Here is a 16,313-nt window from a genome sequence, read left to right as displayed (position 1 = left end):
TGACTCCTCCTTTTTATTTTGTTAAAGGAATATCAAACACATCAAAATCTTTTACAATTGTAGAAGATTTAAACACAGTCTGTGCTTCATGTTGTAATTCAAGTGCCTGTCTTCCTAAGTATCGTGCACTAATATGCGTTAAATACAATTGCTTAACGTTTGCTTTCTTAGCTACTGTTGCTGCTTGTAAACTGGTGGAATGATAATAATTTCTCGCTAACTTACCTTCTGAGGCACTAAATGTGCTCTCATGTACTAAACAATCCGCTTGTTCGGCTAATGTGTAGCAATTAGGATGTGTTCTAGTATCACCTAATATCGTCACAATACGACCTTTGATATTAGGGCCTAAATAATCTTTTCCATTAATTATTCGTCCGTCAGGTAGAGTCACTATGTCACCGTCTTTTATTTTTTTATAAATCGGTCCTGGCATAATTTGCTCTTCACGTAATTTTTGAACATTTAATTCACCAGGATAATCTTTTTCTACTATTCTGTAACCAAAACATTCAATCCGGTGATCCAAATAATCACAATACACACTAAAGGTTTTATCATCAAAAATAAGCCCTGATTTATCTATTTCAATAAATTTAATAGGGTATTTTAAATGTGTATCAGAAATCCTAAGAGTTAATTCAATATAGTCTTTGATTCCTTTTGGCCCATATATTTCAAGTTGGTCTGACCCTCCTTGAAATGAACGACTACTAATAAGCCCTGGTAATCCTAAGATATGATCCCCGTGTAAATGCGTCACAAATATTTTAGCGATTTTTCGAGGACGAATGGTCGTGTGCAGTATTTGCTGCTGTGTTCCTTCCCCACAATCAAATAACCAAACTTCATTTCTTTCATCTAATAACTTTAAAGCAATGCTAGTCACATTACGTTGCTTGGCAGGTACTCCTGCACCTGTTCCTAAAAATTGTAATTCCATTTTTCCCCTGCTTTTCTTTCATTCTTTTTAATTATAACAACTATTGTATCAATTTTTACAGAGTATCGCACCTTAAAAAATAAAAAAATGAGAAAGAATAACTCTTTCTCATTTTGATTAATCCACAAATTCAAACACAAAATCTTTGATACGAACTAAATCACCGTCTTTTGCTCCCATCGTTCTAAGTGTTTCGTCTACACCCATTCCACGTAATTGACGAGCAAATTTCATGGTACTTTCTTCTCTATCAAAGTTTGTCATAACAAATAATTTTTCAAGTTTATCACCTGATAAGACCCATGTCGCATCATCTTCACGAGATACCACAAATTCAGGTTCATCTTCTGTAAAGGTATAGTTAACCACATCATCCTCTTCTTCATCTTCAAAATAAAGAGGAAATTCTGGTGTTACTTCCAATAAATCAGCCGTTGCATTTAACAATGGCGCAACACCTTGTTGTGTGACACCTGAAATTGGGAATATTTTAATATCATCTTCCCATTCATCTGTTTTCAACTCTGCTAATTTTTCTTTAAAAATGGCTAAATTTTCTTCTGAATCTGGCATATCCATTTTATTAGCCACAATTAATTGTGGCCTTTCCATCAAACGTAAATCATAAGATTCTAGCTCTTTATTAATCAATAAGTAATCTTCAAATGGATCTCGCCCTTCCATTCCACTCATATCAACCACATGTAAAATAACGCGTGTTCGCTCAATATGGCGTAAGAATTGCGTTCCAAGTCCTACTCCTTCAGAAGCTCCTTCGATTAATCCTGGTAAATCAGCCATAACAAAACTGCGTCCATCACTTGTTGTGACCATTCCTAAATTAGGAACAATCGTTGTAAAATGGTACGCGCCAATTTTGGGTCTAGCTTTTGATACAATAGATAACAACGTTGATTTTCCAACTGAAGGAAACCCAACAAGACCAACATCAGCTAAAACTTTTAATTCTAACTCGATTTTTCTTTCTTGTCCTGGTTCACCATTTTCTGATATTTCCGGTGCAGGATTTCTTGGTGTCGCAAATCGAATATTTCCGCGACCACCACGACCGCCTTTAGCCACTAAAAGTGTTTGCCCCTTGACTAGTAAATCACCCAAAATTTGACCTGTCTCAACGTCCCTTACAACCGTTCCTGGTGGGACACTGACATAAGTATCTTCTGCTCCTCTACCATGCATCCCTTTACTCATCCCATGTTCCCCTGGATGTGCTTTAAAGTGACGATTGTATCTAAAATCCATTAAAGTTCGTAATCCTTCATCTACTTGAAATATAATACTTCCACCACGACCACCATCTCCACCAGCTGGTCCTCCATCTGGAACATATTTCTCTCGTCTAAATGCCACCATTCCGTCTCCACCATTACCGGCTTTCACATCAATTGTGACTTGATCTAAAAACATGGACATGTTAGTCCACCTCTTTTCTATTAAAATCTCTTTTCTATTGTATCGGTTCATTTTTTGTTTGTCTACAAAGTTCATCAATTCTTCACTTTGCTTTCCTACTATTGAACCTAGTTCCATACTATAGAATATAGGCTTTTATTCATTAACGCAACTAAAACAAAAAAATTACATAAAAATTGTTGATGAAACTGTTTTTATTTTTAATATAATTACTTTTATACCTCCTTTTGTAATTGGCAAGAGTTTTAAAGTCTGTTACTATTATGAGGAGGTTATAAATTAAATAACATACGGAGGCTTTATTAATGAAAAATAATAAATGGCTAATTGCTTCAACAACTCTTCTTTTATCTTTGGCTCTCTTTTCCGCTTGTGGTAATAACGATTCAGCAAAAAAAGAAACTGCAACAAGTAAAACAGAACAATCAACAGCTGTTTCAAGTACAGCAACTTCAGAATCAGTAGATATTAATTCTTTAGAGCTACCACAATTATCAACTGAGGTAGCAAAAGATGAAGACTTGGTTGAAATGGTGACAACAGAAGGCTCAATCAAAATTAAATTATTCCCTAAAATTGCTCCTAAAGCTGTGGAAAACTTTATGACACACGCAAAAGATGGGTACTATGATGGGTTAATTTTCCATCGTGTTATAAATGATTTCATGATTCAAGGTGGCGATCCTGAAGGAAACGGAACAGGTGGAGCAAGTATTTGGAATAAACCATTTGAAGATGAATTCTCAAATCAATTGTACAACTTAAGAGGTGCTCTATCTATGGCAAACTCTGGTGCAAATACAAATGGGAGTCAATTCTTTATCGTTCAAAATAGTGATGACATGTCTGATGGATTATTAGCAGAAGATGTTCCAACTAAAATTATCGACGCTTATAAAAAAGGTGGCGCACCTCACTTAGATGGAAGACATACTGTGTTTGGACAAGTTATTGAAGGCATGGATGTTGTTGATAACATTGCAAAAGCTGAAACAGGAGAAAATGATAAACCTAAAAAAGATATTAAGATTGAAAAAATCAATATTCTTCAAGAAGCAACTAAATAATTAAAACATTCTACTAGCTGATAGATAACAGTTAGTAGAATGTTTTATGCTTTATTTAAAAAGTAAAGCTCTGATAAACTCGATAAAACAGACCATAAAACCATTAACAATGTTAACACGATATTAAAAGATTCCCCCACGAAGGTAATATGCCTATCAGTAGAATTTAAAACAATACCATATTTATGGTAAAGGCAACTGATAATGGTATACTGGAAATTTTTTGTGAAGCCAATCTATCATAGAAACATTTTTTACAGCATATGTACCTAACAAAGTAATTGGAAAAGATAATATACTAACAAGTACGTAACTACTAGTATCAACCATTCCAGGGGATTGAATCAATCATACTTTTATTCATATAACCTCCTCCATTTTATTAATTAAAACTTTTTCAATTGTTCATTGTCTAATATAAAAAAACATATAACTATGATTCGTTCATTAAACATTTTTTTCTAAAAATAATATAAGAATTTATAAAATATTGGCTAGTTTTAGTTGTTATATAGTCATTTATTGTATTATGCTAAGAGAGATTCATTTTTTATGAAACATGTCACGTTATAAAAGGAGTTTGTACATGGTACCAAAACAAACTGGAATGGGGCAATCACATGGAAAAATTATCTTGCTAGGAGAACATGCAGTAGTTTATAATTATCCGTCGATTGCTATACCTTTTCCTAAAACATCTATCCAAACAATCGTAGAAAAAGCGACATCTCATCAAACTATCTCTTGTGACTTTTATACTGGATTACTTGATGATATGCCAGAGTTATTAGATAGCTTAAAAGAAGCGATTCACCTAAGTCTGAAGACATTAAATCAAGAAACTTATCCTTTATCTATCACTATAAAGAGCACCATTCCTGCTGAACGCGGTATGGGATCAAGTGCTGCAGTTGCTGTGGCGACTGTTAGAGGGATTTTTGATTATTTTGATACTGAATTAACACAATCAAAACTACTCGAACTGGTCAACACATCTGAAAAAATCGCTCATGGTAACCCAAGTGGGTTAGATGCCCTAATGACAAGTTCCTCTTCACCTTATTATTTTATTAAAGGACAAGAAGAGGTTCCTTTAAATATGGTTTTAGAAGCTTACTTAGTCGTTGCCGATACTGGTGAAACTGGACAAACAAAAGAGGCTGTTGAAAGTATTAACCAAAAGCTACAACAAAAAAATTCTCTACATTATCAATTTTTAATCAGCTCTCTTGGTGACTTACCAAAAAAAGGAAAAGTTGCATTAGAGACTAATCAAGCAACGATTTTAGGTAATTATATGACACAAGCTCACAATATCTTAAAAGAGTTAGATGTATCTAGCGAAAAATTAGACAAACTTGTTGAAGAATCCCTAAGTCATGGCGCTCTTGGGGCAAAATTAACCGGTGGCGGTCGTGGTGGATGTATGATAGCATTAGCGATGGATAAAAAATCGGCTCATGAAATTGCTCAAGCTTTAGAAGTTCATGGAGCAAAACAAACATGGGTTTATGAAATGAGTGAACAACTATTATGAGACAAATTGGACGCTGTCGTGCCCATACAAATATAGCCTTAATTAAATATTGGGGTAAAAGAAATAGTGATCTTTTTTTACCAATGAATAGTAGTCTATCTTTAACCTTAGATGCTTTTTATACTGATACCTCTGTTACTCTTGATTCTAATCTTGAAACGGATGAATTTTTCCTAAATGGAATAAAACAAAATAAAGACGAAACAAAAAAAATTAGCCGCTTTCTTGATTTATTTCGTCAAACAGCAAACAGAGATGTACATGCTAAAATTGAAAGCTACAATCATGTACCAACTGCTGCAGGTCTTGCTTCTTCTGCTTCAGCTTTTGCTGCCCTTGCTGGTGCTGCAAATACTGCTTGGCAACTTAATTTAGACAAACAAACCCTCTCTACTTACGCTCGTCGTGGAAGTGGAAGTTCAACTAGAAGTATCTACGGTGGTTTAGTTGAATGGAACATGGGAGAAGGAGATATATCTGAATCCAGTTACGCAATCGAAATTGATGACGCATCATGGGACATCGGAATGATTGTCATTGCGATTAACAAGCATAAAAAGAAATTATCAAGCCGTGTTGGTATGAAACTAACAGTCGATACCTCACCATTTTACCCAGTATGGGTAACTGAAGCGAAAAAGGATTTAATCGCTATGAAAGAGGCTATCAAACAAAAAGATTTTATCACGCTAGGAGAAATCACCGAATCAAATGGGATGAAAATGCATGCAACAATGCTTGGAGCAACTCCTCCTATTTCATACTGGGAACCTGATAGTGTTAAAGCAATTAATAAAGTGAAAGAAATTCGTAACAATGGTATCCCTTGTTATGTTACAATGGACGCTGGACCGAATGTAAAAGTATTATGTAGGCAATCACAAATGTCTGACATATTAGATAAATTAAAAGAAAGTTTTACAAATGATCAGTTAATTTGTTCCGCTGTTGGAGAAGGAATTAAACAATTAACTGATACAGAATGGAGTTACTAAAGGGGAGATTTTTTTGATTAAAGCAAGTGCACCAGGGAAATTGTACATAGCTGGTGAATATGCTGTACTAGAACCTGGAAACCCTGCGCTAATCGTTGCATTAGATCAATTTATTACTGTAACGCTAAAAAAAGCAGATACACAAGGAAGCATTTGTTCATCTTATTCAAATGGTATTTCCATTCCGTGGACAAGAAAAAATGGAAAATTTTACATGGATGAGCGCGATAATCCTTTTTCTTACATTGCTAGCTCTGTAATGATTGTTGAATCGTATTTAAAAGAACTAGGATTACCATTAAAATATTTTGATTTAACGATTGAAAGTGAATTAGATAATAAAGATGGACGAAAATATGGGCTTGGTTCAAGTGGTGCGGTTACTATTGCTACTATTAAAGCCATGTTACAATTTTATGATATTAACTATAACGCAGAATTACTTTATAAATTAGCAGCAATTACTCATCTTTCATTGCACAGTAACGGATCATTTGGAGACCTAGCTGCCAGTTCATTTGAAGGATGGGTTGCTTACTCATGCTTTGAAAAAGATTGGGTATTAAACCACCTAGAAAATAAGTCACTTACTTTGGTAGAGTTATTAAAAAAACCATGGCCAAAACTAATGATTGAACCACTTGAAGCCCCAACGAATTTAGATTTGTATATTGGTTGGACAGGAACACCAGCTTCAACGACGTTACTTGTTGACACAATGAACGATGAGCAACATGAAATGAACGGTTTTTACCGAGACTTTTTAGAAAAAAGTGCAAAATGTGTCAAAGATTTAATTAAAGCTTTCAAAGACGGAAACATTGAATCATTCCAAGAAGGTATTCGTTTGAATCGCTCTCTTCTCACATCATTAGCACAAAAAAGTGGAGTTGATATTGAAACTGAAGCCTTATTAAACTTGTGTCAAAGTGCAGAAGAATTTGGTGGAGCTGCTAAATCTTCTGGTGCTGGTGGTGGTGATTGCGGCATTGTTTTATTTAAAAAAGAAGATAATGCTTCTTCAATACTGAAAAAATGGGAAGAACATGGTATTACAAATTTACCACTAAAAGTTTACCGTACTCCTAATACCACACATCAAGCCATTGTATCGGAGGTTTAATGTTCTATGACAACCTCTTGGAATCGTAAAGATCAACATATTCATTATGCTGAGATGCAATACAACCAATCCAAATCTAATGGCTTAGATGGTGTAAGATTTGTTCATCAATCTTTCTCTGAAATTAGCGTGAAGGATGTATCCTTACACACCAATTTGGGTACTTTAAAATTGACTGTTCCCTTTTTTATTAATGCGATGACTGGTGGTAGTGATAAAGCAACTATCATCAATAAAAACTTAGCCTATGTGGCTCGTGAAACAAATGTAGCTATGGCTGTGGGTTCTATCAGTATTGCCTTAAATGACACGACACAGCAAGAATCTTTTAAAATTGTCAGAAAAACAAACCCTAATGGTGTTATATTTGCCAATCTAGGTGCCCATCACTCTGTTGAAAATGCTAAAAGAGCCGTTGATTTGATTGAAGCAAATGCTTTACAACTTCATTTAAATACACCACAAGAACTCGTTATGCCAGAGGGGGATCGTGACTTTTCGAGTTGGCTAAAAAATATTGAATCAATTGTTAATAGACTTAATGTCCCTGTGATTGTTAAAGAAGTTGGATTTGGTATGTCTAAAGAAACGATTCAACAACTAATTGATGTTGGGGTAACCATCATCGACGTGGCAGGAAAAGGTGGCACCAACTTTATTGAAATCGAAAATCAACGACGAGAACTGAAAGAATATTCTTATTTATATGATTGGGGACAAACAACTGCTGAATCGCTACTAGAAGCTAGAAAATTTTCATCACAAGCAGCGATTGTTGCCTCCGGTGGTATAAAAACACCACTTGATATGTTAAAAAGCTTTGGATTAGGCGCGGTAGCAACTGGATTATCTGGTGAATTTCTACATCTTATTTTAACAAAAGGAACGGATGAAACGATTCAGCAAATTGAACGTTTCAAAGCAGAATTAACACACTTAATGGTTTTAGTCGGAGCACAATCAATTTCGACTATAAAAGATCAACCACTTGTTTTAGATAGTCATCTAACAAATTGGTGTTATCAACGACATCTACCAATAAATTAAAAAAAGTGTAGCACACCTTTATCTAACAGGTAGGCTACACTTTTATATAGGCAAATTTTTGTTGCTGTAACTCAACTAAGCGAAACACACCTGAGGGAACTATTTTTATCTTTGTTAAAAAATCACTCTCTTTTATTCCTTGATTTACCATGGCTTTCTGACAACTTGAAAAAGTAACATGGTCCGTTTGGATAAAATGTTCTATCTTTTGACATATAGACCCATTGAGGTATCCCTTTATAGCTGGACCATTTGCTACCACTTCGACCTTAATCTCTTGCTCATCTTGACCCATTTCTAAAAAATTTTTAACATTTGCTAAACAAGTTATCCACATTGACTCATCATGAATATGAAAAACCACTCTCATGTTAACACTCCTCTCTTAAATAAATGGGTGAGCGATAATAATCTTGCTCACTGGCAATATCTTTTTCAATTAACTGATAAATCTGACCAGCGCGTATATCTAAAGACAATTGACGTTCATTTTTTTGGCTAATTTTAGTAATAATTGGTAGTTCGCTCATATTTTTTTCTTGTTTTAGATACTGCCTACCTGTTTCATTAAAACTAAGTACTCTAAGATAGGAGTGAGTCCAAACTTGCTCGATTTCTTCTTGTGTCACATTTAATAATAAGTATGTTGCTAAACGTTGTAACCTTGTCCATGTGTACCGTTTCGTTTTAACAAGAGACATAAAATCTGAAAAACTAGCCGCTTTTTTTACCAATTCTTTCAATCGATACTCAATTCCTTCACTTAGTTGATAAGTATCAGATAATTCTTCAAAAGAGTGAGTTAACAAGTGATACTTTAATAATGGCCAATAATCCTCCCAAGAATGTAAGTTATTATTTTTTAAAAACTCACGTGTTTCACTTGGTACTGTATGAGAAATACTTGTCATATCTTTTTCTAAAACACGTTGCCTGATAGCTGTTGCACTAGAAAACTCTTGTGACTTTATGGTTTCATCATGATAACCGGAACCTTGTCTAGTAATAGGAATGAGTGACATCGGGTTATTATACCTTGCATTTTCTTTGGCATAAGCCATCCCTAAAATATGATTTGGTGATGAGAAATCAAGCGGAACTTGTTGTAATAACTCCCTATAAATCTGTGTCATTTGTTGCGGATAACTCTGTCCATTATTTTTTATTTCTTGGTATCGTTGATTAATAAGTTCCTCTTTTTCTACATATGTTTGACCAAATAATTCATAATCCATTGACTGTGTTAAATCTGTTCCAAAGCAAAGGGACTCCACGTTTAAACTATGAAGCAACTTAACACCACCTTTTGCAAAGTAATCTGCTGACTGTACCGCATAAGCAAAAGGCAACTCTATAACTAAATCAGCTCCATTATGTAGGGCTGTTTCGGCTCTTTGCCATTTATCAATGATAGCTGGTTCTCCTCGTTGTAAAAAATTACCACTCATGACCGCAACTAACACATCTGCTTCTGACTTTTTCCTTGCTTCTTTCAAATGGTAGATATGTCCATTATGAAATGGATTATACTCTACAATAACACCACAACTTGTTAACCTCATCAAACTACTCCCAACGTATTAAAATAGCTCAGAGAACGAGTCTCTAAGCTACATAATTATTTTTGACAAATGAAAAACCAACGTGTACTTTCGTCATTTGGTTCATTATCTGTAAAATCAGCGACGACTTTAATATCAGTAAACCCTGATTTAGAAAGCATTTTTTCATATGTTTCGATTGAATAAGTACGTTCTTCATGCAGTTCATCATAACGTTTAAAGATGTCCTCTTCTTCTGTTTCTTTTACAAAAAATGTCAAAAAGTGTTCAATGCTATACGGTACATCTCCTGGATAACTTTCCCATAAAAAGGCAAATTCATCCGTTTGATAATGATAACTATATTCTGGAAATTCGTGTTCTATTTTAAAAATAGAATGAACATCAAATAAAAATATCCCACCTGATTTCAACGCACGATTTACTTCATTAAAAACAGTCTGAACTGCTTCTTCATCTGGCATGTAACACAATGAATCTGAAAAACACGTTACCACATCATATTGGTTCGTTTTCTTCAAATCTAGCATATCTCCAACTTCAAAAGATAACAATTCATCATCTTCTGTTGTTCGTTCTTTCGCTAATTCAATCATCTCTTCAGACAAATCTAGTCCTGTTACCTGATGACCGATATTGGCTAATTCAACCGATAATATGCCTGTCCCACACGCAAGTTCTAAAATATTTTTTTGTGACTCTCCAATATGACGCGTTGTAAAATCCAACCAATCTTCATATAATGTTTCGTCCATGACCTCATCATAAATCTTAGCGAACGTTTTATAAATTGTCATTAACTAACTACCATATGATCGATATTAACAAGTGGTGCATCTGACCATAATTTTTCTAGATTATAAAATTCACGTTCTTCTCCGTAAAAAATATGTGCAATGACATCACCTAAATCAATTAAAATCCAACGAGCTGACTCTTTTCCTTCAACACGTCTCACATCAACCTCATGTTTATATGCTTCGTCAATAATTTCTTTTGCAATCGCTAATACTTGCTTGTCACTATTTCCATGACAAACTACGAAATAATCTGCTAACAGAGACACCTTTGATACATCTAAACCAACGATATCCTCTGCACGTTTATCATCTGCTGCCTTTACTACTAATTCTAAAATCTGCTCACTATTAATAATAAATCCCTCCTAATGACTTACAACCCAATAATTGTATGTTTCTAATGTTTTTGGGTATATTTTCTTTTTACTTTTTAATAAATAAGTTAAGGTGTGATATGTCTCATATGAAACAGCTTCATCTAAACTTCTTTCTGCACTTTCTCTTGCCTCGACAACACCAGGAAAATCACGACCATCCTCAATATAATCTGCCACATAAATCACCTTAGCCAAATCACTCATCTCTTTAGCACCAGTCGTATGTATCGTGATCGCATCAAGAATCTCTTGATCAGTAATACCTAATTCTATTTTCACCAGATAAGCACCTAGTATGCCGTGCCATATCGCATTTCCATACTCCAATAATTCACGAGAAAAACCTTCGTTTTGAATGATATCGATCATCTCTTCATCAGGTCTTTCCTTTGCGTAATCATGAGTTAACGCTGCAATACTTGCTTTTTCTTTATCAATTTGATAGTTATTCGCTAATTCCAATGCTTTTTTTTCTACTCGTAACACATGCTGAAATCGTTTATCAGACATTTGTTCAGATACTTTTTGCATTAAGTCTTCACGAGTTAAATCAGTATATTGTTTGCTATAAACTAACTCAGTTGTCATGGCGATACAAATCCTTTTTTTGTATATAGTCAATCACGTTATCAGGTACCAAATACTTAATTGGGCATCCTCTTTGAATATTTTGTCGTATCAAAGACGAGCTGATATCCATCATTGGAGAATCGACCCAGATTAATGGGTAATCAGATGTTTGTGGAAAACCACTCCGTTTAATCGCAACAAATTGAATCATCTTCATTAACTCATCAATTTTATACCATTTTGGTAAGTAGTCAACCATATCTCCACCTATAACAAAATAATAATCCGTATTTGGATTTTTTGCAATTAAAGACTCCATCGTATCAAACGTATAACTTTTTCCTTCACGATATACTTCTTCTAATTCAACCTTAAGATGAGGATTTGATTTTGTCGCTAATTCTAACATTGCAACTCGGTGGCTTGCATCAATCACTGTTTTTTTGTCAACATGCGGTGGTTGATAAGTTGGCATGAGATAAAACTCATCTAAAGCTAGTTGGGCATACACCTGTTCTGCCATCACCAAATGCCCTAGATGAACTGGATTAAACCCTCCACCTAAAATCCCAACTCGTTTTCTTGGCTCATTAATCATTTCCGTTTTTTCGTGTACGATTGTATGGTTATCTACATGAGTTAACATAGCTCTACTCCTACATTTTTCTGACAAGAGGTGATAGTTTTTGGTATTTTTCTTTTGAAGAAGGTCTAAATAGCACTATAATGCGTCCAATTATTTGAACAACCGCACAATCAAGTTCTTCTTCCATTCGCCAAGCAACGTCTTGAATATCTTCATCAGTATTTTGTAATAACGTTATTTTAATCAATTCACGTCTTTCTAGAATATCATCTACCTGATCATATACTGTATCAGTTAAGCCATGCTTACCAATTTGTACGATTGGATCTAAATGATGTGCCTGACTTCTTAAAAATCGTTTTTGTTTTCCACGTAATTCCATATATGTTTTATCCCTCTTTCTTAAATCAAGGCTTTTCTGATGATAACATCAACGCCCTTTGGTGCCCATCCTGCAATGACACATGGTTTTGGTATAGTAACCCAACCAAGTCCAGCAAATACTAAATCTGTCTTTTCTTTTATAGAGAATTCAAACCGAACAAGCTCTGGAAATTCTTCTACTTCGTCTTCTCTAGGTGGTTGTAACAATCCACCGACATGTTTTTCATAAAATTCACTTGCCGTTGCAAGCTTTGTCCGATGAAGAACTAGTTCATTTGAAACATAAACAATAAATCCCATTTTTTCACCTTGAATCACATCAAAACGAGCTAATCCTCCTAAAAAGAGTGTTTGCCCATCATTTAATTGATACACTTTTGGCTTGATTTCTTTAGTTGGTGACACTAATCGTAAATCTTTTTTTCCAAGATAATGCGCCATCTGATGACGATGAATGATTCCAGGTGTATCAATTAAACAACTACCATCTTCAAATGGAATTTCTATCAAATCAAGTGTCGTTCCAGGAAATTGAGACGTTGTAATAACATTATCAACACCTGCTGATTGTCTAATAATTTCATTGATTAATGTTGATTTACCAACATTTGTTACACCTACTATATATACATCTCTACCATCACGATACTTATCAATCAACTCAAGTAAATCACTTATATCTTGCTTACGTTTAGCACTAGTCAACGTCACATCTATTGGTCGTAAACCAGCTTCGTGAGAGCGTTCCTTCATCCATTGAATTAAGCGTGGTTTTTTAAGTGATTTAGGTAAAATATCCGCTTTATTTCCAACTAAAAGAACAGGATTATCACCGACGAATCGATGTAAACCTGGAATTAAACTTCCATTAAAATCAAAAATATCCACAACATTGACAATTAATGCATCCGCATCACCTATTTTATTTAACAAAGCTAGAAAATCACCATCTGTTAAATCCACATCTTGAATCTCATTATAATGTCTTAAACGAAAACATCTTTGACAATATAACTCACCAGATTCCATTCCTTTGTCTAAGGCAGATTGAGGTGTATAACCTATTTTATCGGCATCTTCAGTTTGTATAGTTGAGCCACACCCTATACATTTTAGTTCATCAGTCATTTAATGACGTCCTCCATTTCATATCTGGATGTTTTTTTACTAAATAAGACATGATCTTCGTTTCCATCGCACGATTAAATTGGGTGTTCCAAGCGTCGGTTTCAACAATCGGTTTTACTAATATAGTACGAATACCCGCACTATTAGCTCCTTTAATATCCGTCATCAACTGGTCACCAATCATCACTAGATGTTTATTTGGTAAATTATAGCGTCTTTCAACTTCCTTAAATCCTTTATTAAAAGGTTTCATCGCTCGTGACACATAATCAAGACCTAATGAATTAACAGCTCGTTCAATTCGTGATGCTTTATTATTAGACACGACAATTACTGGAATATTAGCTGCTTTCATATTTTTAATCCATTCCAATAACTCAGGCGTTCCATCAGGATTATTCCAAGCAATTAAAGTGTTGTCTAAGTCAGTCAACACTGCATCAATCCCTTTTGATTTCAATTGCGCAGGCGTAATATTGTAAATTTTATCTACCATCCATGTCGGTTTATATTGATTAAACATAGTTTCTTCCTTTCAAAAAAAATAGAGGCTCCTAGGCACTCTACGTCAATTCTTATTATACGCTATTTTTAATGATATTTCATCCGTTACGACTAATTAATTTCTATCGAAAAAAAAAGAAGTCTATAATAAAAAAAACACTAAAAGTCAGAATGATTCACTTAACTCTTAGTGTGTCAGATATACCATTTATTTATTTTAAAATTAGCTTGCCTATTTGATTTGTTGAAACAACTTGCTTTAACGTGTCCATTTCCATTAATTTAATTTTTTCGGCATAATTTGGAAAAACAACGATAATATCTATATGTTTACTTGCTGATTTTAGTTTATCTAAATCGATAGTTGCTAATAACGTCTCTGAAGATACATTATCTCCTTCCTGAACATGGATAGTAAATGGTTCTCCATTTAATTCAACCGTATCAACCCCCATATGAATTAAACACTCTAAGCCATCATTTGTTTCCAATGTGATAGCATGTTTCGTTGGAAAAACAGACATTACCTTTCCATCTATAGGTGATGACACATTACCATCTGTTGGTAACACTGCAAAACCATCTCCCATCATTTTTTGAGAGAACATCGCATCAGACACATTAGCTAATTCAATCAATTGTCCTGTTGCTACTGCATATATTGATTTTTCTTTCTTTTTAAACATCTTAAACATTTAAAACACCTCACATAATTAAGATTAGATTAATTCATTTATTCGACTAAAAAATTTACTCATCCAACCCTAAAATTTGATTAATTTCTTGACTTAACAAATCGGCTTTACCACCATATACAGCTTGAATTCCTCCTTGAACTTCAAATACTGCTGTTGCACCAAGAGTTTTAAATACATCTACTTGAACTTTTTGACTATCTTTCACTGATACTCTTAAACGTGTTGCACATGCTGTAACAGACTCAATATTTTCTTCTGTTCCCAACACTTCAATAATCTTCACAGCATCTTCATGCAATGTACTATTTTTATCCACTACATCAACTTTATTTAACGTACTACTTGCATCTTCCATTCCTGGAATGGCGACATGGAATTTTTTAATGCATACAGTGAATACTAAGTAGTATATAACTGCCCATAATAACCCTAAAGGAATGACTTTTATCCAATTTGTTTTATCTTCACCTTGAAGTAAACCAAATAATAAAAAGTCGATTAATCCACCAGAAAAAGAATTACCTATACGAATATTTAAAATATCAGCAAAGTAAAAGGCTAATCCATCCAAAAATGCGTGAATGACGTATAACCATGGCGCAACAAATAAGAACATGTATTCAACTGGTTCTGTAATACCTGTCAAAAATGATGTCAAAGCTCCACTAAAATATAATCCGCCATTTTTTTCCCTATTAGCTTTCGGAATAGCACGATACATAGCATAACAGGCAGCAGGTAACCCAAACATCATTGTAATAAAACGACCAGCAAAGAATCTAGTTCCATAAGTAAATAGTCCTGTATGTTGAGGATCAGCTAACTGAGCGAAAAAGATATTTTGTGCACCTGAAATCGTTTGACCTGCCACAACTTCACTACCACCAAGAGAGGTATACCAAAACATTGGGTAAATTGTATGATGTAGTCCAACTGCACCAGTTAAACGTAATAAGAATCCATAGAAAAACGTTCCGATACTTCCCATATCAGCAATGTGATTTCCTGCGACAACTAACATATCTTGAATTGGTGGCCAAATAATATAGAAGAAACTACCTATAATAATTGCAGCAAATGATGAAACAATTGGAATAAACCTTGACCCACCAAAAAAACCTAAAAATTGTGGTAATTGAATTTTACGATATTTATTATGTAGCGTAGCAACAGTGACACCTATAACGATTGACCCAACAACCCCTGTATCAATCGTGGCACCTTCTGCTGAAAATAATTGTAATAACCCACTAATAGTTGCTGTATAAACTAGAAAGGCTACACCACCAGCTAATCCAGCTGTTCCTTTGTCTCCTTTAGCTAACCCAACAGAAATACCAATAGCAAAAATTAATGCTAGGTTAGCAAACACGGCATTTCCTGCTGAACTCATCACAGTCAATATCGTTTGTAACCAACCTTGATTTAAAAATGGATAGGCAGCCACAGCACTTTCATTTGTTAACGCACCGCCTAAACCAAGTAACAATCCTGCTACTGGTAAAATCGATATTGGTAACATAAATGCTCTACCCAATTGAGAAAATTTTTTAAACAT

General features: G+C 34.4%; 18 protein-coding genes. 5 read left to right on the top strand and 13 right to left on the bottom strand.

Features of this window, described 5'->3' with window-relative positions; translation table 11 throughout:
- Window positions 1–13: 13 nt before the first annotated feature.
- Window positions 14–943 (bottom strand): ribonuclease Z, encoded by a 930-nt coding sequence (gene rnz / locus MN187_RS02820; RefSeq protein WP_117972660.1) that lies wholly within the window; start codon window positions 941–943, stop codon window positions 14–16.
- Between the two features lie 117 nt (window positions 944–1,060).
- On the bottom strand, window positions 1,061–2,377 hold the full coding sequence (obgE, locus tag MN187_RS02815) for a GTPase ObgE (RefSeq protein ID WP_117972659.1): 1,317 nt from the start codon (window positions 2,375–2,377) through the stop codon (window positions 1,061–1,063).
- 305 nt (window positions 2,378–2,682) lie between these two features.
- Here obgE and MN187_RS02810 point away from each other — a divergent pair, with 305 nt between their 5' ends.
- The 5 genes from MN187_RS02810 (at window position 2,683) to fni (ending at window position 8,146) form a co-directional block, all read left to right on the top strand.
- Complete coding sequence (locus MN187_RS02810) at window positions 2,683–3,444, top strand: peptidylprolyl isomerase (RefSeq protein ID WP_117972658.1); 762 nt, start codon at window positions 2,683–2,685, stop codon at window positions 3,442–3,444.
- 586 nt (window positions 3,445–4,030) lie between these two features.
- A complete protein-coding gene (mvk, locus tag MN187_RS02805) occupies window positions 4,031–4,981 on the top strand; it encodes a mevalonate kinase (RefSeq protein WP_117972657.1) in 951 nt (316 codons plus the stop codon).
- Window positions 4,975–5,976, top strand: a complete 1,002-nt coding sequence (gene mvaD, locus MN187_RS02800) for a diphosphomevalonate decarboxylase (protein WP_199500891.1) — start codon at window positions 4,975–4,977, stop codon at window positions 5,974–5,976. The genes mvk and mvaD overlap by 7 nt, the downstream gene beginning before the upstream one ends.
- Window positions 5,977–5,989: 13 nt before the next feature.
- Window positions 5,990–7,099, top strand: coding sequence for a phosphomevalonate kinase (locus tag MN187_RS02795; RefSeq protein ID WP_241699346.1), 1,110 nt, complete (start codon window positions 5,990–5,992; stop codon window positions 7,097–7,099).
- Between the two features lie 6 nt (window positions 7,100–7,105).
- On the top strand, window positions 7,106–8,146 hold the full coding sequence (gene fni, locus MN187_RS02790; protein WP_242094228.1) for a type 2 isopentenyl-diphosphate Delta-isomerase: 1,041 nt from the start codon (window positions 7,106–7,108) through the stop codon (window positions 8,144–8,146).
- Between the two features lie 34 nt (window positions 8,147–8,180).
- On the opposite strand, the gene MN187_RS02785 is transcribed toward fni, so the two are convergent.
- From MN187_RS02785 to MN187_RS02735, 11 genes are all read right to left on the bottom strand, one after another.
- Complete coding sequence (locus MN187_RS02785; protein ID WP_242094226.1) at window positions 8,181–8,516, bottom strand: DsrE family protein; 336 nt, start codon at window positions 8,514–8,516, stop codon at window positions 8,181–8,183.
- 1 nt (window position 8,517) lies between these two features.
- Window positions 8,518–9,711, bottom strand: coding sequence for a nucleotidyltransferase (locus MN187_RS02780; RefSeq protein ID WP_199500885.1), 1,194 nt, complete (start codon window positions 9,709–9,711; stop codon window positions 8,518–8,520).
- A 53-nt stretch (window positions 9,712–9,764) separates the two neighbouring features.
- Window positions 9,765–10,505, bottom strand: coding sequence for a class I SAM-dependent DNA methyltransferase (locus MN187_RS02775; protein ID WP_242094224.1), 741 nt, complete (start codon window positions 10,503–10,505; stop codon window positions 9,765–9,767).
- Window positions 10,505–10,846, bottom strand: coding sequence for a ribosome silencing factor (rsfS, locus tag MN187_RS02770; protein ID WP_233519168.1), 342 nt, complete (start codon window positions 10,844–10,846; stop codon window positions 10,505–10,507). Before rsfS ends, MN187_RS02775 begins: the two co-directional genes overlap by 1 nt.
- A 27-nt stretch (window positions 10,847–10,873) precedes the next feature.
- Entirely contained in the window at window positions 10,874–11,473 is a 600-nt protein-coding gene (gene yqeK / locus MN187_RS02765) for a bis(5'-nucleosyl)-tetraphosphatase (symmetrical) YqeK (RefSeq protein WP_117972649.1), read from the bottom strand.
- A complete protein-coding gene (locus MN187_RS02760; RefSeq protein ID WP_241699343.1) occupies window positions 11,463–12,101 on the bottom strand; it encodes a nicotinate-nucleotide adenylyltransferase in 639 nt (212 codons plus the stop codon). Before MN187_RS02760 ends, yqeK begins: the two co-directional genes overlap by 11 nt.
- A gap of 10 nt (window positions 12,102–12,111) precedes the next feature.
- Window positions 12,112–12,423: a ribosome assembly RNA-binding protein YhbY gene (gene yhbY, locus MN187_RS02755; RefSeq protein WP_241699342.1), complete on the bottom strand. Its 312-nt coding sequence runs from the start codon at window positions 12,421–12,423 to the stop codon at window positions 12,112–12,114.
- A 20-nt stretch (window positions 12,424–12,443) separates the two neighbouring features.
- Window positions 12,444–13,553: a ribosome biogenesis GTPase YqeH gene (gene yqeH, locus MN187_RS02750; protein WP_117972646.1), complete on the bottom strand. Its 1,110-nt coding sequence runs from the start codon at window positions 13,551–13,553 to the stop codon at window positions 12,444–12,446.
- A complete protein-coding gene (locus tag MN187_RS02745) occupies window positions 13,546–14,076 on the bottom strand; it encodes a YqeG family HAD IIIA-type phosphatase (RefSeq protein WP_117972645.1) in 531 nt (176 codons plus the stop codon). The genes yqeH and MN187_RS02745 overlap by 8 nt, the downstream gene beginning before the upstream one ends.
- 193 nt (window positions 14,077–14,269) lie before the next feature.
- A complete protein-coding gene (locus MN187_RS02740) occupies window positions 14,270–14,752 on the bottom strand; it encodes a PTS sugar transporter subunit IIA (RefSeq protein ID WP_241699341.1) in 483 nt (160 codons plus the stop codon).
- Window positions 14,753–14,807: 55 nt separating this feature from the next.
- Window positions 14,808–16,313: a PTS transporter subunit EIIC gene (locus MN187_RS02735; protein ID WP_242094222.1), complete on the bottom strand. Its 1,506-nt coding sequence runs from the start codon at window positions 16,311–16,313 to the stop codon at window positions 14,808–14,810.

Origin of the sequence: Vagococcus sp. CY52-2 (assembly GCF_022655055.1) — a bacterium.
In the GTDB taxonomy this organism is placed as follows: Bacteria; Bacillota; Bacilli; order Lactobacillales; family Vagococcaceae; genus Vagococcus.
The sequence above is the reverse complement of the archived record's forward strand: the minus strand, read 5'-3'. Positions and strand labels throughout refer to the sequence as shown.